Consider the following 22024-nt stretch of genomic DNA (forward strand, 5'->3'; position numbering starts at 1 on the left):
TTCGGGCGGATGCCGGCGGGATGTCAGCGGATGCCGACGTAGAACCGGGTCTGGTCGCTGCGGTGGAGCGCGTAGTACGCCTCGAACCGGGTGTTGTCGTCCAGCCACGCGACCGACTCGATGCCGAGCAGCGGCGTCGAGGTGGAGACCTCCAGCAGCGCCGCGTCGTCGGGGTCGGGGAAGACGGCCTCGATCCACCGGTCCGCCGCCGCCGGCTCGATGCCGTACCGGCGTCGCAGCACGTCGTACAGGGACTGGTTCTCCAGGACCGCGCGCTCCAGCCCAGGGACCAGCCGGGCGGGCAGGGCGGTGTCGACGAGCAGCCACGGCTGGCCGTCGACGCGGCGCAGCCGGCGCAGCCGCACGACCTGCTCCCCGAGCGGGATCCGGAGGAGGGCCGCCTCCCGCTCGTCCGCCTCGCCCATCGCCTGGTGGATGGTCTGGGTCGTCACCCGGCGTCCCGACTCCCGCAGGTCGTCGGCCGAGCCGGACACCGACCCGACGAAGCGCAGCTCGGTCTTGCGCGGGGCCACGAAGGCGCCGCGTCCCTTGATCTTGTAGATGAGGCGCTGCTGCACGAGCTCGCGCAGGGCCTCCCTGACGACGGTGCGGGACACGCTGAACATGACGCTCAGCTCGGCCTCGGACGGCAGCGGCTGGTCCGGGCCCAGCTCGCCGCTCTCGATCTCCGCCCGTAACGCCCGCATGAGCTGCATCCACAGCGGTTCCGCCCCGTCGCGGTTGAGGCGCGGAAAGGTCATCGTCACGGGTCCCTCCTCGGCGGTGGCTGCAAGCAGCATGCCATGCCCGGCAAGCCTGTCATGACAGGCTTTTGCGCCTGTCGTGAAGATTATCCTCCATTGCCCTGGTCATGTCCGCAGGGAAACTCAGTCTTGACAGCTCCGTAACGTCGGCTTAGTTTGCTTGTCACTACAGGCCTGTAATGACATCCCGCCTCTTGCGAGTGATGCGTTCCCGCGGCTTTCGACTTCTCCCGCTCCGGCGGACCTGCTCTCTCTGGAGACACGATGCGTATTCGTCCCACACGCCGGCCCTGGCGCGCGGCCTCCGCGGCGACGATCGCCGCTCTCGCGGTCCTGGCCACGGGGTGTAGCTCCGGCGACACCGCGGCCGACGACAAGCCGAGCGCCGCCGGCGGCGGCGACAAGCCGTTCATCGCGCTCAGCAACGGCTTCATCGGCAACGGCTGGCGGCAGACGATGATCGCCAAGTTCGAGGCCGCCGCCACGCAGGCGCAGAAGGACGGCCTGATCAGCAAGTACAAGGTCGTCAACGCCCCGGGCGAGAACTCCGCGACCGAGCAGGTCGCGCAGATCAAGAGCCTGCTGCTGCAGAAGCCGGACGCCCTGCTCATCGACCCGTCCTCGCCGACCGCGCTCAAGCCGGTCATCCAGCAGGCGTGTGACGCCGGCGTCAAGGTCGTCGTGTTCGACTCCGCGATCGACGCCCCGTGCGCCCACGTGCTGCAGAACAGCTTCGTCGACTGGGCCACCTACGCCGCGAAGCCGCTCCTGGACGGCATCGGCGGCAAGGGCAACGTGATCGTCAGCCGCGGCGTCGTCGGCTCGCAGCCTGAGGCCGAGATGTTCGACACCACGAAGAAGATCCTCGGTGACTACCCCGGCGTGAAGACTGCCGCGACGGTGACCGGCATGTGCGACGGCGCCACCGCGCAGAAGGCCGTGCTCGGCGTGCTGTCCAGCGTGCCGAAGGTCGACGGCGTCATCGGCTGCGGCGACGGCTACGGCGTCGCCCAGGCGTTCGCCACGGCCGGCAAGCCGGTGCCCGCGGTGACGTTCGAGACGAACGGCCGCGCGCTGAACTACTGGAAGGACAACAAGATCGACAACGGTTCCGTGGCGGTCATGTCCGACCCGGGCCAGTCGGTCGCCGCCCTGTGGGAGGCGCTGGAGCTGCTCGACGGCAAGGACGTGCCCAAGCAGCTGACCTTCCCGATCGTCCTCGTGGAGCAGAAGGACCGCGACGCGTGGGCCTCCGTGCTCAAGCCCGACGAGTACGCCGCGTGGCCGTGGACCCGCGACCTGTTCCAGCAGCAGGTCGAGGCCATTAAGACCGGCGGCGAGCCGGTGCAGCCGCCGATCCCGACGGCCGCCGGCTGACCGGGGAACCGAAGGAACCCGAACAGCGAACAGGCACGGAGGAGACCGGGGCATGCACGTGGAGAACCTCCCGGCAGCGTCATCTCAGGACCCGTCCCAGGGGCCGTCCGAGACGCCGCCGGGGGCGGACCGGGGACCGCGAGCCGGGCGGCCCGTCGTCGTCGCCAAAGGCGTGACCAAGACGTACGGGCGCACCCGGGCACTCAACGGCGTGGACCTCGAGGTCCGCGCGGGCGAGGTGCTCGGGCTCGTCGGCCACAACGGAGCCGGCAAGAGCACCCTCATGCGCGTACTCGCCGGGCTGGAGTCCTGCGACGACGGCGCGGTCCTGGTGCACGGGAAGGAGGTCTCCGGCGAGGCCGGCCCGCGCGCCGCGGACTTCCGCGCGGTGCGGATGGCCTACCAGGAGACCTCGCTCTGCCCCGATCTCACGATCGCGGAGAACATCTGGGTGTCCTCGCGGCACTGCCTCCCGCGGATGCGGTGGCGGCGGGCGGCCAGCGACGCGGTCCGCGGCCGGCTCGACGAGATGTTCCCCGGCCACGGCGTGACGCCGCGCGACCGGGTCGAGGACCTGTCCCTGGCCCAGCGGCAGATGGTCGAGATCACCAGGGCCAGCCTGGTCGACCGGCTCGACCTGCTGATCCTCGACGAGCCGACCGAGTCGCTCGGCCCGGACGCGGCGCGGTCGCTGTACGACTACGTGCGCCGGCTGACCGCGGCCGGCACCGCCGTGCTGCTCATCTCGCACCGCATCCGGGAGGTCCTCTCGGTGGCCGACCGCGTCGCCGTGCTGCGCGACGGCGCGGTCACCGCCGAGCGGTTCGCCGAGGGGCTGGGCGAGCAGGACGTGCTCACGCTGATGGGGGCGCACGTCGCGGTCCCGTCGGAGCGGGAGCGCGCCGCCGCGGCCCACGCGGCCGAGGGCGCCGCCGAGCGGCCGGTCGTGGCCGAGCTGCGCGGCGCCACCGGACCCGGCCTGCGCGAGGTCTCCCTGCGGGTCGGCGCCGGCGAGGTCGTGGGCCTCGCCGGGCTGGCCGGGCAGGGCCAGCAGGAGGTGCTCGAACGCCTGTGGCGCCCCGTCCGGCGCGACACCAAGGTGCTCGGCACCCGCGCGTACGTGCCCGGCGACCGGCAGCGCTCCGGCGTGCTGCCTCTGTGGAGCGTGGCCGAGAACCTCATCGTCACCGCTATGCGCGGCCTCGCGAAGCAGGGCATCCGCCGCCCCGCCGAGGAGCGCGCGGCGGTCGGCGACTGGGTCGAGCGCCTCGCCATCCGCGGCGGCGCGGACGCGGGCATCACCGAGCTCAGCGGCGGCAACCAGCAGAAGGTCATCGTCGCCCGCGCGTTCGCCTCGACGGCGGAGCTCGTGCTGCTCGACGACCCCTTCCGGGGCGTGGACGTGCACACCAAGACCGACCTGTACGGACTGATCCGGCAGGAGGCGGCGCAGGGCCGGAGCGTCGTCTGGTACTCCAGCGAGAACGCGGAGATGGCCCACTGCGACCGGGTCTACGTGTTCCGCGCCGGCCGCGTGGTCGCCGAGCTGGTCGGCGAAGAGATCTCCGAGGAACGGATCATCGCCGTCTCCTTCGCCGAGTCCGAGTCGGATGGAGAGCAGAGCAATGAGTGAGCTCCTCGCGTCGGCCCTGCCGTCCCGGGCGCGGATGCGCCGTACGGCCCCGGCCGTGGTCAGCGCCGTCGCCCTCGCCGCGATGATCGCGGTCTGCGCGTCGCTGCAGTCGGACGTGCTGACCGTGGGCGGCCTCACGCTGGTCCTGTCGGCGACCGTGCCCCTCGTCATCGCGGCCCAGGCCCAGATGGTGCTCATGTCGGTCGGCGACATCGACCTCGGGATCGGCAGCTTCGTCGGCCTGGTCACCGTCGTCTCGGCCACCACGCTGGTGACGTCGCCGCTGCTCGGCGTCCTGATGCTTCTCGGGCTCGTCGCGGCGTACGCCGTGCTCGGCGCCCTCATCCACCTCCGCCGGGTGCCGTCGCTGATCGCGACCCTCGGCGCGTCGTTCGTCTGGCTGGGACTGGGGCTGTTCATCCTGCCGACGCCCGGCGGCTCGACCCCGGAGTGGCTGGCGTCGTTCGGCGCGTGGGCACCCGCCGGGTTCCCCGCGCCGCTGCTGCCGATCCTGGTCGTCGCCCTGGTGGTGTACCTCCTCACGTCGCGCAGCGCGCTCGGCGTGCGGATGCGCGGCCTGGGCAGCAACCCGGTGGCGCTCCAGCGGGCCGGCCTCCGGCCGCTGACGTCCCGCGTCTTCGCGTACACCGCGGCGGGTGCGCTCGGCGTCGTGTCCGGGCTCGTCCTGGCCTCCCAGACGGGCGGCGGGGACGTGTCGTCGGCCTCCAGCTACCAGCTCATGACCGTGGCCGCCGTGATCCTCGGCGGCGGCTCCTTCGTCGGCGGGAGCGCCGTTCCCTGGGGCGTGGCCATCGGCGGGGTGACGCTCGGGCTGGTCAGCGTCGTGCTCAGCCTGCTCGACGTGCAGTCCAACATGCAGTCCGCCGTACAAGGTGTGATCGTTCTGGCCGTGCTCGCCGGCCGCGTCGTGGTCGGGAAGGTGCTGCGATGAACATCCGCGCGATCGCTTCGCGCCCGTGGATCTGGGGCTTCGCCGCGGCGGTGCTCGTCTGGCTGGTCATCCTGACCGTCTCGGGCCAGGGCGGCGGCCAGACGGTGTCGCTCGCGCTGTCTCTGGCGCCGTACCTCGTCGTCGTGGGGCTCGGCCAGATGCTCGTCATCACGGCGGGCCCCGGCAACATCGACGTGTCGGTGGCGCCGATCATCTCGCTCGCCGGGTTCGTCTCGGTCGGGGTGGCCGCCTCGTCCGGATCGGCGACGGTCGGCGTCCTCGCGGGCATCGGCGTCGGCGTCCTCATCGCGGTCATCAGCACCGTGGCCATCCTCGGCCTGTCCGTCCCGCCGATCATCGCCACGCTGGCCGCCGGGCTCGTCGCCTCGTCGGTCACGCTGACGATCGCGACCGGCTTCACCGCGATCCCCGACCCCGGCCTGCGGCAGCTCCTCAACGTGCGCCCGGCGGGCGTGCCGATCCTCGCCGTGGCCGTCGCGGTCCTGACCGGCCTGATCGTCTTGCTGCTGCGTCGTACGGTCTACGGCCGCTCCCTGATCGCGGTCGGGCAGAACCGCAGGGCGGCCGAGCGGGCCGGCATCCCGGTCGCCCGGGTCATCGCGACGACGTACCTGGTGAGCGGCGCGCTCGCCGGGCTGACCGGCGCGCTGCTTGCGGCCTACATCGCGCCCTCCGCCGACCTCGGCACGCGCTACCTGCTCGACTCCGTGGCCGTCGTCGTCATCGGAGGCACGCTCATCTCCGGCGGCCGCGCCGTGCCGGTGGGCGTGTGGGGAGCCGGACTCTTCTTCATCCTGCTCGACGGCCTCGTCAACCTCGTGGGCTGGAGCACCGCCGCGCAGAACCTGCTCAAGGGCGGCCTGGTGCTCTTCGTCCTCTTCCTCGCCGGCGGGGGTGACCGTGCCGGGGGCACGGCCTCCCGATTCAGAAGACGGCCGCGAACGGCGGCCGCGACCACCACAACAACAGGAGACAACACTCATGGCTGACACCGACGGCCTGATCGACGCCCGCGACTTCGGGACGTCCGGGGCCCCGGCGAGCGGCATCGCGGGCGGCTTCCACGTGAAGGGCGCGCACGCGCAGGACTGGGGGCTGCAGAACCGGCTGTCCCGCATCTTCCGGCCGGACACCGGGCGGACAGTCATGCTGGCGTTCGACCACGGCTACTTCGTCGGGCCGATGGCGGGCCTGGAGCGTCTCGACCTCAACATCGCGCCGCTCGTGCCCGACGCCGATGCGATCATGATGACCCGGGGCGCGCTGCGCACCAGCATCCCCTCCACCACCGGTGCGGGCATCGTCCTGCGCGCCAGCGGCGGCCCGAGCATCCTGCGCGAGCTGTCGGACGAGCACATCGCCCTCGACATCGAGGACGCGGTGCGGCTCAACGCGGACGCCCTGGCCATCCAGGTGTTCGTCGGCGGCGAGCACGAGTCGCGGTCGGTCGCCAACCTGGCCAAGCTCGTGGACGCCGGGCAGCGGCACGGCGTCCCCGTCCTCGGCGTCACCGCCGTCGGCAAGGACATGGTCCGCGACGCCCGCTACTTCCGGCTGGCCACCCGGATCACCGCCGAGATGGGCGCGCACATCGTCAAGACGTACTACGTCGACGAGGGCTTCGAGACCGTCACCGCGAGCTGCCCGGTGCCGATCATCGTCGCGGGCGGCAAGAAGCTGCCCGAGCTGGACGCCCTGACGATGGCCTACCGCTCGATCCAGGAGGGCGCCGCCGGCGTCGACATGGGCCGGAACATCTTCCAGAGCGAGTACCCCGCGGCCATGCTCGCGGCGGTGCGCGCGGTCGTGCACGACGGGCTGAAGCCGGAAGAGGCCCACGAGCTCTTCAAGGAGCGGTCGGCCGCCGGCACCGCAGCGTCCTGACCCCTTCGTGGGCGCGGGTCCCGGGCGGCATCGGCAGTGCCGCCGGCGGGGGACCCGCGCCCGTCATCCCCGGGAGCATCCCCATGCCGCACCACCCCGCCGGACGTGACGACGTCGTCGACCTCGCCGTCATCGGAGCCGGTATCAACGGGCTCGCCGTAGCCCGAGACGCCGCCGCCCGCGGCCTGCGCGTCGTCGTCGTCGATCGCGCCGACGTGGGCGCGGGCACGTCGAGCACGTCGAGCCGCCTGATCCACGGCGGCCTGAAATACCTCGAGCGCTACGACTTCACGCTCGTGAACGAGTCCATCCGCGAGCGGCACCTCCTGTTCCGCACCGCCCCGCACCTCGTCCGGGACTACCCGATGCTCATCCCCTTCTACGAGGGGAACAGCAGGCCGGGCGCGCTGATCCGGCTCGGCCTGGCGGCGTTCGACGCCATCGCGATGAACCGCGGACGCGGCCTCAGCCGCGGCGTCTCCGTGCGCAAGGTGGCCCGCCGCTGGCCCACCCTGTCGCGGAAGGGGCTGCGCGGAGCGGCGCTGTTCCACGACGCGCAGGTGCCGTGGGCCGAGCGGCTCTGCGTGGAACTGCTCCTCGACGCCCAGCGGCTGGGCGCGCGGGTGCTCACCTACACCACGGTCACCGACCTGATCGTCGAGGGCGACCGCGTCTCCGGCCTGCGGATCGAGGACAACCGGACCGGTGAGCGCGCCGAGGTCAGGGCCGCCGTCACCGTGAACGCGGCCGGTCCGTGGATCGACCGGATCCTCGACGGCCAGGTGGAGAGCCGGCGCCTCAACGGAGGCACGAAGGGCAGCCACGTCATCATCGACCCGTTCCCCGGCGCCCCCGACACCTGCATCTTCTTCGAGGCCGCCGCCGACCAGCGGCCGATCTTCGTCCTCCCCTGGCAGGGCCGGTACATGCTGGGCAGCACCGACCTGACCTTCGAGGGCGACCTGGACGAGGTCGTCGCCAGCGACGCCGAGATCGACTACCTGCTCGCCGAGACCAACCGGATCTTCCCGGAGGCCCGGCTCACCCCCTCCGACGTGCTGTACAGCGTCGCCGGGGTGCGGCCCCTGCCGTACACGGCCGGGGTGTCGGACAACGCCAAGATCAGCCGCGGCCACACCGTGCTCAACCACGCCCCCGCGTACTCGGGGCTGCTCACGGTCATCGGCGGCAAGCTGACCACCCACCGCGCGCTCGCCGAGGACGTCACCGACGATGTCCTGCGCGTGCTCGGCCGCCGCCCCCGGCGGTGCGTCACCCGCGAGCGGCCGTTCCCCGGCGCGGAGACCTCGGACTGGAAGGCGTTCGCCCAGGACTTCATCCGCTCGTCGCCGCTCAGCGGAAAGCAGTCGCGCCGGCTGCTCACCGTCTACGGCGTCCGCGCCCGCCGGGTGCTCGAACTCGCCGCCGAGAACCCGTCGCTGGCCGAGGTCGTCGACAAGGAGTCCGGCGCGCTCGCCGCCGAGGTCGTCATGGCCGTACGCGAGGAGGGGGCCGTGACGCTGGGCGACATCCTGCTGCGCCGTATGCTGGTCGGGCTCGGCGCGGACATGGGCCTTTCGGCCGCCCCCACCTGCGCCGACGTCGCCGTACGGCACCTCGGCTGGGACGAGGCGCGGGCGCGCGCCGAGGTCGCGGGCTACGAGGCGGAGCTACGCCGCTTCCGTCCTCGGGCCCTGGCCACCCCAACACCCAGCGGAAGCGACAGGAGGACCTCGTGACGGCCCCCGCCACGTGCTACATCGGCGTCGACGTCGGCCTCACCGCGTCGAAGGCCGCCGCCTTCGACGCCGAGGGCAACGAGATCGGCGTGGTGCACGCCCGTACGCCGCGCACCGCCGTGACCGCGCACCGGCACGACGTCGACATGGTCGCGCTGGCCGACACGGTCGTGTCGCTGCTCGGTGACCTCGCGGCCAAGCTGGCCGCCGACGGGTACGTCCCGGCCGGCATCGGCGTGGCGGCGCACGGCAACGGCCTCTACCCCGTGGACGCGTCCCTGCGGCCGGTCGGCCCGGCCATCGCGTCGTCGGACAGCCGGGCCCAGCACATCGTGGACGAGATCGCGGAGGAGGACGCCCTCCGCCTGGCGCGGGAGACCGGCTCCATCCCGTGGGCGGCCCAGCCCAGCGTGCTGCTGCGCTGGCTGCGCGACACCGAGCCGGAGACCTACGCCGCCACCCGGTGGGCGCTGTCCTGCAAGGACTGGGTGACGTCGCAGCTCACCGGGATCCCGAGCGCGGACTACAGCGACGCGAGCGCGTTCGGCATGGTGGCCCTGGACACCCGCGAGTACAGCGCGACGGCGCTGGAGCTGGTGGGGCTGCCCGCGAGCGACCTCGACCGGTTCCCGCCGCTGCGGGAGTCCGGCGAGATCGTCGCCGGGCTGAGCGCCCGGGTAGCCGAGCTGACCGGCCTGCCCGAGGGGCTGCCGGTCATCGCGGGCTGCATGGACTGCGTGGCGGCGACGCTGGGCGCCGGAGGGCGCGCGCTCGGCGACGTGACGATCATCGTCGGGACGTGGGCCATCAACGGCGTCGTCGTGCCCGCCGGCACCCCGGCCCCCGAGGTGACGCTCAGCGCGCTGATGCCCGACACCGGCACCATGCTGGCCATGGAGGTCGCGCCGACCTCGGCCGCCAACCTCGAATGGCTGGCGTCCGCGTCGGTGCCGCACGGCCAGGTCGGCGGCGTTCCCGCGGCCGAGCTGCTCGCCGAGGCGGCCACGGTGCCGCCGGGCGCGGAGGGCCTGCTGTTCCTGCCCTTCGTCAACGGCGCGCCCGAGCACCCCGCGGCCTCCGGGACCTTCCTCGGCATCTCGGGCGTGCACCGTCGCGGCCACCTCACCCGCGCGGTCATCGAGGGGGTCGCGCAGTACCACCGGGTCCAACTCGACCGGGTCCTGGCCAGCGGCGCCGAGGTCGGTGACCGCCCGTGGCGGCTGGCCGGGGGAGGCGCCAGGTCCGAGGTCTGGGCGCAGATCTTCGCCGACGCGCTCGGCCGTCCCGTCCGCCGCCAGCTCACCAGCGAGCTGGGCGCCCGCGGCGTCGCCTCGCTGCTGCCCGCCGCGCTCGGCCACGACGTCGAGCCGTGGTCGGTCAACGACGAGGACGACCTGTGCGTGCGCCCCGGCCCCGCCCGTGACGAGTACGTCCGGCACGGCGAGGTGTTCGACCGGTGCCTCGCCGGCATGTGGGCCGCGTGGTCGGAGGTCGAGCGGTATCGCACCACGTCCTGACCTGCTCGCCGTCCTGAGTCAGCCGCCGTACTGGGTCACGCGCGGACTGAATCAGGCGGCGAGCTGAAACCCGGGCCGCGCCCGCCATATCGGCGGCGCGGCCCGTTCCATGCGCGGCCCGTTGTGACGTGTCCGCTATGTGGGCGAAGATGCTCTTTCTGGGAGATCCGGCCGCACGAGCGCGCACGCCTCCTCGTGAATCACGAGGTCGATGCGCAAAGTGCAAGGATCGGCCGCTGTTTGTCCATGGAGCGGAACCTGCCCTCGGAGTGAAGGTTGCGGCTGACCGGATCACCTTGGGCTAGGGAGGACGAAGACGTCATGGGCGTCACAGAGAAGGCGAGGCGGAGCGCCGGAGTGGCCGCCGGAGTGGCCGCGATCCTCATGGTCGCCGCGTGCGGGAGCGGTGGCGGCGGCGGCACCGACGTCGGCGGGGACAGGCCGGCCGCGTCCGTGGGTCCGGTGACCGTCGAGTGGTGGGGCTGGGCGCCCGGCTACGACAAGGCGGCCGAGGCCTGGAACGCCTCCCACCCGGACATCCAGGTGAAGTACGCCCAGATCGAGCCTGGGTCCAAGGGCGGCTACCAGAAGATGCTCGGCGCGGTGAAGGCGGGCAACGCTCCGTGCCTCGCCCAGGTCGGCGGCGAGACCTTGGCCAGCTTCCTCGTCGAGGGGGCGCTGGAGGACATCACCGACTACGCCAAGGAGTCGAACGCGAAGTTCCAGCCATGGGCGGTCAACTCGGTCACCTTCGGCGGCCGGCAGGTCGCGGTGCCGGTGGACTCCGGGCCGATGGGCATGTTCTACCGCAAGGACATCCTCGCCAAGCACAAGATCGACGTGCCGAAGACGTGGGACGAGTTCGCCGCCGCGGCCGAGAAGCTGCACGCCGCCGACCCCAAGGCCTTCCTCACGTCGTTCAACCCGGACGACATGTACGGCTTCAGCGGCTATGCCCGGCAGGCCGGGGCGAGCTGGTTCTCCACCGCCGGCGACGCGTGGAAGGTGAGCATCACCGACGAGCCCACCCTCAAGGTCGCGAACTACTGGCAGGGCCTGCTCGACAAGAAGCTCGTCGACGTCAAGCCCGCCTGGTCCGACGCCTGGTTCAAGGACTTCACCGACGGCAGGATCGCCTCGCTGGTCGGCGCGGTGTGGATGACCAAGGTGCTGGAGGACTCGATCCCGAAGACCTCGGGCAAGTGGGCGGTCGCACCGATGCCGTCCTGGGAGGCCGGCGCGACGGTCACCGGCAACGTCGGCGGCTCGCCCAACGCGGTGCTGAAGGGATGCGCCCACCCCAAGGAGGCCGTGGAGTTCGCCACCTGGCTGGCCACCGACCAGTCCGCGTTCGACGACCTGGTCGTCAACGGCGGTCTGTTCCCGACCTCGGCGGACGGCACCTCGCTGCCCTCGATGAAGGCGCCGCGGCCCTTCTACGGCGACCAGCCGGTCTTCGAGGTGTTCTCCGAGGCCGCGAAGACGGTCGCGCCGTCCTTCGGGTGGGGGCCGACGACCCCCGCCGTGAACGACGCGTTCAACTCCGCCGTGGGCGAGGCGGTGGCCAAGGGCGGCACACTGGCGGACGCCCTCAAGGCCGTCCAGGAGAAGGCCGTGGCGTCCATCAAGGACAAGGGCCTGAGCGTCACCGAAGGCTAAGGAGTGTCCGACACGACCTACCTCCGGTTCTCCGGTGAGACGTCCCGTACGGCGCCGCCGTGCGGGACGTTTCCTCTCCAGAAAGCGAAAACATGGCAGTCCAGCAACATGAGACGGCCCGCCCGGGCGGCAGGGCGGTGACCGGCGGGGCGAGTGGCGGGACGAGCGGCAGGGTGACCAGCAGGGTGACCAACCGGGCGGCGCTGATCTTCCTCCTGCCGTTCGGTGCGCTGTTCGTCGTCTTCTTCGTGCTCCCCATCGGGTACGCGGTCAACGAGAGCCTGTACAAGCTGAAGCGGTCGGGTCTCGGGTTCGGGACGCCGGAGCGGGTCTTCTCCGGTCTGGCGAACTACGCGGCGGTCTTCCGGGACGACACCTTCCTGACCGGGGTGCGACGGCTGCTGCTGTTCGGGATCGTGCAGGTTCCGATCATGCTCGGCCTGGCGCTGGTGCTGGCCTTGCTCCTCGACGGCCACGCGGCCCGGTTCAAACGGTTCTTCCGGCTCGTCTACTTCCTGCCGTACGCGGTGCCGGGCGTCATCGCGGCGATCGTGTGGTCGTTCCTCTACACACCGGAGATCTCGCCGTTCGGGCTCGACCTGCTCGACGGCGGCGTGGTGCTGTGGTCGATCGGCAACATCGTCACGTGGACGTGGACCGGCTTCAACATGCTGGTCATCTACTCGGCGTTGCGGGCGATCCCCAAGGAGCTGTGCGAGGCGGCGGCGATGGACGGGGCGAGCGCTTGGCGGATCGCCTGGTCGATCAAGGTGCCGATGGTCCGACCGTCGCTCATCCTGACCGGCGTCTTCTCCATCATCGGCACGCTGCAGCTCTTCAACGAGCCGACCGTGCTGAGCGGCGTCACCACCGCTGTCTCAAAGAGCTACACGCCGCTGATGTGGTCGCTCCAGGTCGCCCTGGACAACAACGACTACGCGCTGGGGTCCGCGATCGCCATCGTGCTCGCCCTGCTCGCCGGCGCGCTGTCCTTCCTCTTCCTGCGGCTATCCGCCTGGCTCACCCGACGCGGAGTGATGTGACCGATGAGAACGTCCATGCGAGCCCAGGTGCTCACCACCGCGTTCCTGTTCGTCGTCGCCGTCTACATCCTGCTGCCGGTGTGGTGGATGGTCGTGTCCGCCACCAAGTCGGCCGCCGACCTGTTCGACACGCCCGGCCTCTGGTTCGGCGGCGACCTCCACCTGGCGGGCAACATCGACCGGGTGATGTCGCAGGACGGCGGTCTGTACTCCCGCTGGCTGCTGAACACCCTGATCTACTCCGGGGGAGGCGCGCTCGGGGCGACGCTGCTCGCGGCCATGGCGGGGTACGCGCTGGCGAAGTACCCCTTCCGCGGTCGCGGCGTCGTGTTCGCGATCGTCATGGGGGCGGTCCTCATCCCGGCCCCGCTGATCACGCTTCCGCTGTACCTCCTGGAGAGCCGGATCGGCCTGCTGAACACCATGTGGGGCGTGCTGCTGCCGTGCATGGTCAGCCCGTTCGGCGTCTACCTCGCCCGCGCGTACGCTGAGGCGGCGGTGCCCGACACGCTGCTGGAGGCGGGCCGCATCGACGGGGCGGGGGAGCTGCGGATCTTCTTCACCGTGGGGATCCGGCTGATGGCGCCCGCGCTGGTGACGCTGTTCCTGTTCCAGTTCGTGGCGATCTGGAACAACTTCTTCCTGCCGATGATGGTGCTCAACGACCAGGCCCTGTGGCCCGTCACCCTGGGCCTGGTCAAGTGGCACGGCATCCGCACCGGCTTCCTGCGCGACGCCGTCGTCACGGGCGCCCTCATCTCGATCGTGCCCGTCATCCTGGCCTTCGTGTCGCTGCAGCGCTTCTGGAAGGCCGACCTCGCCGCCGGCAGCGTCAAGCTCTGACGGTGTTTCCGGCGGTGTTTCCGGCGGCGTTTCTGACGGTGCCTGTGACCGCGGCTGTACTGCCCGGCCTCACCCGAGGTCGGGCTCCGGCCGCAGCTCGATGACGGGATCCCCGGCCTCGTCGAGCTCCAGGACCACGATCTCGTTGTCCCCGGCCCGCAGCAGCGGGCCGGGCAGGTAGAGCGTGCGCTGCGGGCCGATCGACCAGTAGCGACCCAGGCAGAAGCCGTTCACCCAGACATAGCCGTGTCCCCACCCCGGCAGCGCGAGAAACGTGTCGGCGGGCTCGTCCACCGTGACGGCGCCCCGGTAGAAGGCGGGGGCGGCGGTCGCCGTACCGGGCCGGAACGGGACCGCGCCCGCGTCGCCGAATCGCAGGTCGCCGAGCGGGACGGCCTCCGCGGTCACGCCGTGGAGGTACTGCCGCTCGTGCCTGATCCCGCCGGTGACGCCCTTGCGCTCGCCCATCAGCGGGCCGTAGTTCAACCGCCCGAGCGACTCGACCAGCAGCTCCACCGTGGCCGGGCCGGACACCTCCACCGCCCGGTGCTCCTTCTGGTCCACGGGGTCCAGCACGGCCACGCGGACGCCGTCCACGTAGACGTGGGCCCGGTCGTGCAGGCCGTCCACGACCAGCGGGTACGGCCCGCGCGGCCCGGGGACCTCCACCCGGTAACGGACCAGGCCGTGGTCGAGCCCGAGTTCCTCGAACGACGGGGGCGTCGGGCGGGCGACGGGCGGTCCCGCCAGCGCGGGCAGCGCGGGCAGCAGCGCCGCCGACTCGGTCAGCCGCACGGTGGCCGGTGGCAGCACGGGCGGCGCGGGAGGGGGTTCCGGCGCGGGGTTGTAGCGCGTCAGCACGTCGCGGAAGAGCCGGAACTTCTCCGTCGCCGTCCCGTTCTCGCTGATGGGCGCGTCGTAGTCGTACGACGTGATCGTGGGCAGGTAGGCGCCGGTCTCCAGGTCGCGGTTCGCCCCGGCCCAGGTCCCGAAGTTCGTCCCCCCGTGCGCCATGTAGATGTTGGCGGACGCGCCCGCCTCCAGCACCTCCTCCAGCACGGCGGCGGCCTCGGCCGCGTCCCGGGTGACCCGCCGGTTCCCCCAGTGGTCGAACCAGCCGATCCACAGCTCCATGCAGACCAGCGGGTCGTCCGGCCGGTGGCGCCGCAGGGTGTCGAGGGCCTGCGCGGCATCGGAGCCGAACGTGGCGGTGGCGAGCACCCCCGGAAGGGAGCCGCCGGTCAGCATGTGGTCCTCCGCTCCGTCCGCGGTGAACAGCGGGACGTCGATCCCCGACGCGCGCATGGTGTCCGCGAGGTGGCGCAGGTAGGCGCGGTCCGTGCCGTAGGAGCCGTACTCGTTCTCCACCTGGACCATGAGCACGTTTCCGCCTCTGGTGATCTGGTGCTCGGCAAGGCGCGGGAGGAGCCGGGCGAACCACCGGTCGACGTGGGTGAGGAACTCCGGGTCGCTCGTCCTGAGACGCCCGGTCACCCACCACGGCAGCCCGCCGTTGTCCCACTCCGCGCAGATGTACGGCCCGGGCCGTACGATCGCGTGCAGGTCCGCGCGCGCCGCGGCCTCAAGGAAGCGGTCCAGCTCGTCCAGGCGCCGGTACCGCCCGGGCCGCGGCTCGTGCAGGTTCCACGGCACATAGGTCTCCACGGTGTTGAGGCCCATGGCGCGCATCATGGCCAGCCGGTGCGACCACTGGTCCGGATGCACCCGGAAATAGTGCATAGCGCCAGAAAGCAGGCGAAAATCCTCGCCGTTCAGTCGGAATGCGCCGTTCTCTATCGTGAAATTTCCCACTGACGATCCCCCTTCATTCGTGACGGGATCGTCATTCAGTCTCATTACGATCCCCGGGCACGAGCTTGCCGAGGACGGGGTGGGGCGACCATGGACAATTCGCGGCGTCCAGTTGGACCCATCGACTGGGTGCAGGGGCACGAGCCCTGGGACCACTGGTGGCACTACCTCACCCCGAGTCCGGTCCACCGGCGGCTGGGGCTCGCCTGCCTCGCGGTGGGCACCCAGCGGGGGCGGCTGCCCGCTGTCGGCCCCCGCGTCCTCGACCACCACGTCGCCGTGATCGTCCTGTCCGGCCAGGGCTGGTTCTCCTGGGACGGCCGGCCGCCGGTGGACGTGGCCGCCCCCGCGCTCCTGTGGCTGTTCCCCGGCGTGGAGCACCACTACGGCCCATACGAGCCGGGCTGGTCGGAGTGCTTCGCCGACTTCACCGGCCCCGCCGTCGCCGCGTACGGCGAGCTCGGATTCCTCGACCCCGAGGAGGTGGTCGTCCCGCTGTCGTCGGCGGAGCCCGCCCACCTGGTGGTCAAGAAGATGGCCGCGGCCTGCCGCCGCGGAGGTCCCCACATGGAGGTGGAGACCTCCGCCGCCGTGCACGAGCTGCTGGTGACGCTGCGGCGCAGCCGCGCCGACCACGACCCCAACGGCAACCCGGTGCTGAAGAGCCTGGCCAGGGACGCCTGCCTGCCGCTGTCCGTGCCCGAGCACGCCCGCCGCCTGTCCATGCGGGTCGCCGACCTCCGCGACGCCGTACGGCGCAGCGCAGGGTGCAGCCCCAAGGACTACGTGCTGACGATCCGCCTCAACCAGGCCAAGGAGCTGCTGGCCGGCACCGACCTCGGGGTGGCCGCCGTCGCCCGCCGGGTGGGGTACGACGACCCCGGATACTTCACCCGCCTGTTCACCCGGCGGGTGGGGGTCGCCCCGAGCGTGTTCCGTGAGCAGCAGTCCCGGGGGCCGTCTGGTTGCTGATGTCGGGGACAGTGTCGGGACGATGTCAGGACATGTCCCCATTCGTGGAAAAGTGGTGCCCCGCAATTGTGGACACCGTCGAGAGGACAAGCGGGAATGATGGCCGGAGACCGACGAAGCCTGCGGCTGCTCGTGACCGGGGGCGGGACCGGCGGGCACACCTACCCTGCGCTGACCACCATCGGAGCGGTCCGGGAGCGTGCCGCCGCCGCCGGGTTCGACCTCGACGTGCTTTGGGTCGGCACCGCCGACGGCCTGGAGGCCCGCGTCAGCGCCGAGAACGGCATCCCGTTCCGGGCGATCAAAGCGGGGAAGCTGCGCCGCAGGCCCAACCTCCGCGAGCTGGCCTCGAACGTCGCCGACATGTTCCGGATCCCGGTCGGCCTCATCCAGGCCGCCGTCATCGCGGCCCGCTACCGGCCGGACGTCGTGCTCTCCACCGGCGGGTACGTGTGCGTGCCGATCGGCCTCGCGTCCCGGGTGCTCGGCCGCCCGCTCGTGATGCACGAGCAGATCACCGCGCTCGGCCTGGCCAACCGGATCCTGGCCAGGTTCGCCACCCGGATCGCGCTCACCCACCCGTCCTCGATTGACCACCTGCCCGCCTCGGCCCGGGACCGGGCCGTCGTCACGGGCAACCCCATCCGGCCACACCTCGTGCACGGCGACGCCGCGTCCGTGTGGGAGCACTTCGGACTCACGCCGGGGTTGCCGCTCATCTACGTCACCGGCGGCGCGCAGGGGAGCCGCCAGATCAACACGATGATCGAGGAGATCCTGCCCTCGCTGCTCACGCGGTCGCAGGTGCTCCACCAGTGCGGCGCCGGCTGGATCGACCAGCTCTCACTGGCCGCCTCCCGCCTTCCCGCTGATCTGAGGCGGCGTTACCACCCCGTGCCGTACATCGGCGGCGAGTTGGCCGACGTGTTCGCCGCGGCCGACATCGTGGTCTCGCGCAGTGGCGCGGGCACGATCGCCGAGCTGACCGCCGTGGGCAAGCCGTCCGTCCTCATCCCTCTCGTCCCGTCCGCCGGTGACGAGCAGCGCCAGAACGCGCGCTATCTGGCCGAGTCCGGCGCCGCCCGGGCGATCCTTTCGGACAAGCCCGGCGCGGACCGGCTCCTCGCCGAGCTCACCGCCCTGCTGGGCAACCCCGGCGACCGCGCCGCCATGGCGTGGGCGGCCAAGTCGCTCGGCCGCCTGGACGCCGCGGACGCGCTCGCCCGGGTGATCCTCGACGAGGCGGGCGTCCTGCCGTAGGCCCGGGACCGGTCAGAAGACCGGCACACCCTCGCGGACCAGCTTCCAGTTCGCCTCGGCGAAGGTCGCCGGGTCGATCGTGCCGGACGCGGTGGCGTACTCGATCAGCGCCTGCCGGATCTCCACCTGCGCGTTGTAGACCACCGGAGCGGTGGTGACGTGCGGGAAGCCGCCGCCGCCCGACTGACGGTAGTTGTTGATCGCCACCACGAACCGCTGGTCGGCCGCGAGCGGCTGCCCCTTGTAGGAGAGGCCGACGATGCGCTGCCCGACCGGCTTGGAGATGTCGATGTCGTAGGTGACGCCCGACAGCTGGTCGTAGTTGTAGTCCGGGGTGCCGCCCGCGTTGGTGAACGTGGCGACGTCGACCGGAGCGCCCGGAGTCACCTGGGCGAAGTACTTGGCGGAGTACTCCAGGTAGTCCTTGATCTGGGCGCCGGTCAGCGTGATCCCGAGCAACGTGTTGTCGTAGACGTACAGGCCGGCCATGTCGCGGACGCTCACCGGACCCGCGGGGAAGACGGCGGTGCGGCTGAACGGCGCGGCGATCGACAGCACCGGCAGCGACGCCTCGGGCGTGCCCGCGATCGCCTTGCTCACCAGGTCGGTCTGCACCTTCTGGATGTAGTCGAGGATCGCGGTGTCCTTGTACGGCGACTCCGCCGCGGAGAGCTGCTCCTTGGACTGGGCGATCACCTGGTTGACGTAGCCCACCGTCTTGTCGTGCTGGGACTGCATCAGCGTGACGATCTTCGGGTCCTCGGCCACCGTGTTCGTGTTCAGCGTGGTGGACGACTTGGCCGCCACGGACCACTGGCCGCGCTGCTTGGTCAGGGTGAAGTCCACCACCGACAGCCGCTGGCCCCACCTGCTCGGCTCGGTCAGCAGCACCTGCTCGCCGGTCGCCTTGTTGGTGACGAACCGCTGCGGCACGTCGTTGTGGGCGTGGCCGAAGAGGACGGCGTCGACCCCCGGCACCTCCTCGGCGACCATCGCCGCGGCGTTCTCCACCGGGAGGTCCGTGCCGTAGGAGGACAGGCCGTTGTCACCCGCGTGCGCGGTGACCAGGACCACGTCGGCACCCTGGCTGCGGATGACCGGCACCCACTTCTTCGCGGTGGCGACCAGGTCGAGGAACTCCAGCTTGCCGTCGACGTTGGCCTTGTCCCAGATGGCGACGCCCGGGTTGGTCAGCCCGAGCACACCGACCTTGATCGGCTTGTCGCCCTTGACGTTCATCGTCTTGATGATGAACGGCGTGTACGCGGGCAGGCCGGTCGTGGCCGACACCGCGTTCGCGCCCAGCACCGGGGCCTTCATCTGCTTGATCCAGGTGGCCAGCAGCGGCAGGCCGTAGTTGAACTCGTGGTTGCCGAGGGTCACCGCGTCGTACCCGATGGCGTTCATGGCCTTGGCCATCGGGTGGATCTCGCGGGACTCCGTGATCGGCTCGACCTTGGCGTAGTAGTAGTCGAGCGGCGTGCCCTGGAGGGTGTCGCCGGAGTCGAAGAGCAGCGTGTGGTCCGCGCCCCGGTCGGCGCGGATCTGCTTGACCATCGTGGAGATCTTCGCCAGGCCGACGTCGTTGTGCGCGCTGTCGTCGTACTCGGCGTTCTTGAAGTAGTCCCAGTTGAGGGCGTTTCCGTGGATGTCGGAGCTGGCCATCACGGTGACCTTCACCGTGTGGTCGGGAGTCGCGGCGGCGAGGGCAGCGGGGGTGACGAGGCCGAGGGCCACCATGGCGGTGGCGCCGGTCGTGAGGGCCCGCCGGACGTTGAATGACATGCGTGGGAGAGTAGTTACGGCGTATTACTCAGTGGTCACAGCTTCCTTAATGGGGCGTAGTCGCGGGTGACCATTGAGACTAGCCAGACCAGCCGTTCCGGAGGAAGATTCGGTTCTCCGGTGATCTGCCGGAGTACACACTCGACCGTCTGGGACCAATGACACACCAACGGGTCACCCGAAATCGGTTGTCCGGATTGGTACGGTTAAAGCCCCGGACAGACACGGATTAAGGAGACCGGTGGAGGTCGAACAGACAGCGCTGCCCGGCATAGGGCTGCGTCACGAGTTCGTCACGCAGGCGGGAAGGCGCATCGGTGTCGTGTCACACCGCACGGGCCGCCGCGACCTGATCGTGTACGACCGCCTCGATCCCGACCGGGCATGCGAGGCGATCAAGCTGAACGACGAGGAGTCGGACGCCCTGGCCGAACTGCTGGGCGCGCCGCGGATCGTGCAGCGCCTCAACGCCCTTCATCGCGAGGTCGAAGGGCTCGTCAGTGAACAGTTGCCGATCGTGCCGGGCACGCCGTACGCGGGCCGGCCGATGGGAGATGCGCGGGTGCGCACCCGCACCGGGACGTCGATCGTCGCGGTGGTGCGGGCCGGACAAGTGATCGCGAGTCCCGGACCGGAGTTCGTGCTCGCCGTAGGGGATGTGGTGGTCGTGGTAGGAAGCTCAGAGGGCACCGAGGCCGTCGCCGAGATCATGGCGAACGGGTAGGGCAGCGGGTGCACACAGCGATCCTCTTCGTCGAACTCGGTGGTGTCGTTCTCGCGCTCGGTGTGCTCGGAGCATTCGCCCTGCGCGTCGGTATCTCTCCCATTCCCCTCTATCTGATCGCCGGTCTCGCCTTCGGCACCGGCGGCATCCTCCCCCTGGCGACGAGCGAGGACTTCATCTCGGTCGGTGCCGAGCTGGGCGTCATCCTCCTCCTACTCACCCTCGGGTTGGAGTACAACGCGGACGAACTGGTCACCAGCTTGCGCGACAACGCCCGCGGCGGTCTGGTCGACCTGGTCCTCAACGCCGCCCCCGGCGCGGTGTGCGCCCTCCTGCTCGGCTGGGGACCCGTCGCGGCGATCGCGATGGCCGGCGTCACCTATGCCACATCCTCCGGAATCACGGCCAAGGTGCTGTCCGATCTCGGCTGGATCGGCAACCGGGAAACCCCGGTCGTGCTGTCGCTGCTGGTCTTCGAAGACCTCACGATGGCGCTGTACCTGCCGATCCTCACGGCCGTGCTCGCCGGGCTGGGCTTCCTCAGCGGCGCCGTCACCGTCGCCATCGCACTCGCCACGGTCAGCCTGGTCCTGCTGGTCGCGCTGCGGTACGGACGCGTCATCGAGGCGTTCGTGCGCAGTCCCAACTCCGAGGTCCTGCTGCTCAAGGTGGTCGGCCTGGCCCTGCTGGTCGCCGGTCTCGCCCAGAAGCTCCAGGTCTCGGCCGCGGTCGGCGCCTTCCTCGTGGGCATCGCCCTGTCCGGTGAGCTCGCCGAGGACGCCCGCGCGCTGCTCGCCCCGATCCGTGACCTGTTCGCCGCGGTGTTCTTCGTCTTCTTCGGCCTGCAGACCGACCCGGCCGCGATCTGGCCGGTCGCCGGTCTGGCCGCGCTGCTCGCCGTGGTCAGCATGATCACCAAGCTGGCCACCGGCGCGTACGCGGCGCGAAGAGCGGGCATCGCGCGGGAAGGCCGCGTACGAGCGGGCATCGCGCTCATCCCTCGCGGCGAGTTCAACATCGTCATCGCCGGACTCGCGGTCGCCGCCGGGGCCCATCCGGACCTCGGACCGCTGGCCGCCGCGTACGTCCTGATCCTGGCGGCGTTCGGTCCTCTGGCCGCTCGCCTCGTGCAGCCGCTCATCGCCGCCGTCGCACGCCGAGCCTGAGGAAGTCCATGGCGATCGAACTGGCCTACGAGACTCATTCGATCACCACGGACAGCGAGGCCGGTATCGCGCCGGGCACGCAGGCCCGACTCACGCAGGTCCGTCGACTCACGAAGGCCGATTCACACCGGCCGACCCGCGAAGGCCGACGGGCATTCGGCGTGGCGTGATGCGGGAACGGCGCGGCACGATGCGGGAACGGGGCGGCGTGATGCGGGAACGGGGCGGCGTGATGCGGGAACGGGGCGGCGTGATGCGGGAACGGGGCGGCGTGATGCGGGAACGGCGCGGCGTGATGCGGGAACGGCGCGGCACGATGCGGGAACGGGGCGGCGTGATGCGGGAACGGGGCGGCGTGATGCGGGAACGGGGCGGCGTGATGCGGGAACGGGGCGCGGGCGTCCACGGTCGTCTGAGTGGACGGCCTCCCGATTCCTGCCACTGTCGCAATTGGGGCTTCCCGGGCATCTGGCGCCGCGGGTGTGGATCGCTGCGCTGCGGTGGGTGGCTGTTCCGGCGCGCCGTGATAGTTGCGTCCTGGTGATGCCGCTGTCGCGGCCATCGCGGGCGCGGTGGTTGCTGGCACGGTCCTACGCGCGCCTCCACAACCACCCACCTCCGCTCCGCTCCCCGCCGCCCCCAGCTCGCCGCCGCCCCCAGTTCGCCGCCGCCCTCGGCTCGCCGCACGATCCCTTGCCTCGCTGCCATGAGTGCGACTGATCCAGGTCACATGTCCTGGTGCGCTTTGGATGACCCGCCCGTGTTGGCCCGCATACTGCTGTTTCCCCTGAAACGGGGTGGTGTGGCAGATTCGGATCAGAAGGGCGGGATGTCGTCCTCCGGGGCCGGCGCCGGAGCCGCAGCCGGTGACGC

19 protein-coding genes are annotated in these 22024 nt (G+C 71.1%); 16 read left to right on the forward strand and 3 right to left on the reverse strand.

Translation table 11 applies throughout. The annotated features are described in order from the left end of the window. Positions 1–23 precede the first annotated feature (23 nt). Positions 24–761, reverse strand: coding sequence for a GntR family transcriptional regulator (locus QSK17_RS27860; RefSeq protein ID WP_285708378.1), 738 nt, complete (start codon positions 759–761; stop codon positions 24–26). Between the two features lie 267 nt (positions 762–1028). On the opposite strand from QSK17_RS27860, the gene QSK17_RS27865 reads away from it, so the two are divergent. From QSK17_RS27865 to QSK17_RS27910, 10 genes are all read left to right on the forward strand, one after another. Further along, a complete protein-coding gene (locus QSK17_RS27865; protein WP_285708349.1) occupies positions 1029–2141 on the forward strand; it encodes an ABC transporter substrate-binding protein in 1113 nt (370 codons plus the stop codon). Positions 2142–2193: 52 nt separating this feature from the next. After that, complete coding sequence (locus tag QSK17_RS27870) at positions 2194–3774, forward strand: sugar ABC transporter ATP-binding protein (RefSeq protein ID WP_285708350.1); 1581 nt, start codon at positions 2194–2196, stop codon at positions 3772–3774. After that, positions 3767–4726 carry an ABC transporter permease gene (locus tag QSK17_RS27875; protein ID WP_285708351.1) on the forward strand — a complete coding sequence of 320 codons (960 nt, stop codon included), beginning with the start codon at positions 3767–3769 and terminating at the stop codon, positions 4724–4726. Before QSK17_RS27870 ends, QSK17_RS27875 begins: the two co-directional genes overlap by 8 nt. After that, positions 4723–5736, forward strand: coding sequence for an ABC transporter permease (locus QSK17_RS27880; RefSeq protein ID WP_285708353.1), 1014 nt, complete (start codon positions 4723–4725; stop codon positions 5734–5736). Before QSK17_RS27875 ends, QSK17_RS27880 begins: the two co-directional genes overlap by 4 nt. Continuing rightward, positions 5729–6631 (forward strand): 3-hydroxy-5-phosphonooxypentane-2,4-dione thiolase, encoded by a 903-nt coding sequence (gene lsrF, locus QSK17_RS27885; protein ID WP_285708354.1) that lies wholly within the window; start codon positions 5729–5731, stop codon positions 6629–6631. Before QSK17_RS27880 ends, lsrF begins: the two co-directional genes overlap by 8 nt. An 83-nt stretch (positions 6632–6714) precedes the next feature. Next, the gene (locus tag QSK17_RS27890; protein ID WP_285708355.1) at positions 6715–8370 is read left to right on the forward strand and encodes a glycerol-3-phosphate dehydrogenase/oxidase; all 1656 of its coding nucleotides are present in this window, start codon (positions 6715–6717) and stop codon (positions 8368–8370) included. Then, a complete protein-coding gene (locus tag QSK17_RS27895; protein ID WP_285708356.1) occupies positions 8367–9887 on the forward strand; it encodes an FGGY-family carbohydrate kinase in 1521 nt (506 codons plus the stop codon). Before QSK17_RS27890 ends, QSK17_RS27895 begins: the two co-directional genes overlap by 4 nt. Positions 9888–10208: 321 nt before the next feature. Next, positions 10209–11546, forward strand: coding sequence for an ABC transporter substrate-binding protein (locus QSK17_RS27900; protein ID WP_285708358.1), 1338 nt, complete (start codon positions 10209–10211; stop codon positions 11544–11546). Between the two features lie 92 nt (positions 11547–11638). Next, on the forward strand, positions 11639–12589 hold the full coding sequence (locus tag QSK17_RS27905) for a carbohydrate ABC transporter permease (RefSeq protein ID WP_285708359.1): 951 nt from the start codon (positions 11639–11641) through the stop codon (positions 12587–12589). A 15-nt stretch (positions 12590–12604) separates the two neighbouring features. Then, positions 12605–13432: a carbohydrate ABC transporter permease gene (locus tag QSK17_RS27910; RefSeq protein ID WP_285708360.1), complete on the forward strand. Its 828-nt coding sequence runs from the start codon at positions 12605–12607 to the stop codon at positions 13430–13432. A 69-nt stretch (positions 13433–13501) separates the two neighbouring features. Here QSK17_RS27910 and QSK17_RS27915 read toward each other — a convergent pair whose 3' ends face one another. After that, a complete protein-coding gene (locus QSK17_RS27915; RefSeq protein ID WP_285708362.1) occupies positions 13502–15289 on the reverse strand; it encodes a glycoside hydrolase family 35 protein in 1788 nt (595 codons plus the stop codon). Between the two features lie 45 nt (positions 15290–15334). Between QSK17_RS27915 and QSK17_RS27920 the strand changes: the two genes are divergently transcribed. Both QSK17_RS27920 and QSK17_RS27925 read left to right on the forward strand, forming a co-directional pair. Next, a complete protein-coding gene (locus QSK17_RS27920) occupies positions 15335–16216 on the forward strand; it encodes a helix-turn-helix transcriptional regulator (RefSeq protein ID WP_285708363.1) in 882 nt (293 codons plus the stop codon). Between the two features lie 96 nt (positions 16217–16312). After that, a complete protein-coding gene (locus QSK17_RS27925; protein ID WP_285708365.1) occupies positions 16313–17476 on the forward strand; it encodes a UDP-N-acetylglucosamine--N-acetylmuramyl-(pentapeptide) pyrophosphoryl-undecaprenol N-acetylglucosamine transferase in 1164 nt (387 codons plus the stop codon). A 12-nt stretch (positions 17477–17488) separates the two neighbouring features. Here QSK17_RS27925 and QSK17_RS27930 read toward each other — a convergent pair whose 3' ends face one another. Next, positions 17489–19261, reverse strand: a complete 1773-nt coding sequence (locus QSK17_RS27930) for a bifunctional metallophosphatase/5'-nucleotidase (RefSeq protein ID WP_285708367.1) — start codon at positions 19259–19261, stop codon at positions 17489–17491. A gap of 241 nt (positions 19262–19502) precedes the next feature. On the opposite strand from QSK17_RS27930, the gene QSK17_RS27935 reads away from it, so the two are divergent. From QSK17_RS27935 to QSK17_RS27950, 4 genes are read left to right on the forward strand one after another with little or no spacing between them, the layout of a single operon-like run. Continuing rightward, positions 19503–19985 (forward strand): cation:proton antiporter regulatory subunit, encoded by a 483-nt coding sequence (locus QSK17_RS27935; protein ID WP_285708368.1) that lies wholly within the window; start codon positions 19503–19505, stop codon positions 19983–19985. A gap of 8 nt (positions 19986–19993) precedes the next feature. After that, entirely contained in the window at positions 19994–21151 is a 1158-nt protein-coding gene (locus tag QSK17_RS27940; RefSeq protein WP_285708369.1) for a cation:proton antiporter, read from the forward strand. A gap of 8 nt (positions 21152–21159) precedes the next feature. Then, the gene (locus QSK17_RS27945; RefSeq protein WP_285708370.1) at positions 21160–21321 is read left to right on the forward strand and encodes a hypothetical protein; all 162 of its coding nucleotides are present in this window, start codon (positions 21160–21162) and stop codon (positions 21319–21321) included. Continuing rightward, complete coding sequence (locus tag QSK17_RS27950) at positions 21321–21695, forward strand: hypothetical protein (protein ID WP_285708371.1); 375 nt, start codon at positions 21321–21323, stop codon at positions 21693–21695. The genes QSK17_RS27945 and QSK17_RS27950 overlap by 1 nt, the downstream gene beginning before the upstream one ends. Positions 21696–22024 lie beyond the last annotated feature (329 nt).

This window comes from Microtetraspora sp. NBRC 16547, assembly GCF_030268965.1.
GTDB lineage: Bacteria > Actinomycetota > Actinomycetes > Streptosporangiales > Streptosporangiaceae > Microtetraspora.

Bases quoted from the DNA above. Each gene is read 5' to 3' on its own strand.
- QSK17_RS27875 (WP_285708351.1), top strand. From the start codon at position 3,767: ATGAGTGAGCTCCTCGCGTCGGCCCTGCCGTCCCGGGCGCGGATGCGC.
- QSK17_RS27860 (WP_285708378.1), bottom strand. From the start codon at position 761: ATGACCTTTCCGCGCCTCAACCGCGACGGGGCGGAACCGCTGTGGATG.
- QSK17_RS27880 (WP_285708353.1), top strand. From the start codon at position 4,723: ATGAACATCCGCGCGATCGCTTCGCGCCCGTGGATCTGGGGCTTCGCC.
- lsrF (WP_285708354.1), top strand. From the start codon at position 5,729: ATGGCTGACACCGACGGCCTGATCGACGCCCGCGACTTCGGGACGTCC.
- QSK17_RS27905 (WP_285708359.1), top strand. From the start codon at position 11,639: ATGGCAGTCCAGCAACATGAGACGGCCCGCCCGGGCGGCAGGGCGGTG.
- QSK17_RS27915 (WP_285708362.1), bottom strand. From the start codon at position 15,289: ATGAGACTGAATGACGATCCCGTCACGAATGAAGGGGGATCGTCAGTG.
- QSK17_RS27950 (WP_285708371.1), top strand. From the start codon at position 21,321: ATGCGGGAACGGCGCGGCACGATGCGGGAACGGGGCGGCGTGATGCGG.
- QSK17_RS27900 (WP_285708358.1), top strand. From the start codon at position 10,209: ATGGGCGTCACAGAGAAGGCGAGGCGGAGCGCCGGAGTGGCCGCCGGA.
- QSK17_RS27925 (WP_285708365.1), top strand. From the start codon at position 16,313: ATGATGGCCGGAGACCGACGAAGCCTGCGGCTGCTCGTGACCGGGGGC.
- QSK17_RS27920 (WP_285708363.1), top strand. From the start codon at position 15,335: ATGGACAATTCGCGGCGTCCAGTTGGACCCATCGACTGGGTGCAGGGG.
- QSK17_RS27910 (WP_285708360.1), top strand. From the start codon at position 12,605: ATGCGAGCCCAGGTGCTCACCACCGCGTTCCTGTTCGTCGTCGCCGTC.
- QSK17_RS27930 (WP_285708367.1), bottom strand. From the start codon at position 19,261: ATGTCATTCAACGTCCGGCGGGCCCTCACGACCGGCGCCACCGCCATG.
- QSK17_RS27945 (WP_285708370.1), top strand. From the start codon at position 21,160: ATGGCGATCGAACTGGCCTACGAGACTCATTCGATCACCACGGACAGC.
- QSK17_RS27890 (WP_285708355.1), top strand. From the start codon at position 6,715: ATGCCGCACCACCCCGCCGGACGTGACGACGTCGTCGACCTCGCCGTC.
- QSK17_RS27865 (WP_285708349.1), top strand. From the start codon at position 1,029: ATGCGTATTCGTCCCACACGCCGGCCCTGGCGCGCGGCCTCCGCGGCG.
- QSK17_RS27870 (WP_285708350.1), top strand. From the start codon at position 2,194: ATGCACGTGGAGAACCTCCCGGCAGCGTCATCTCAGGACCCGTCCCAG.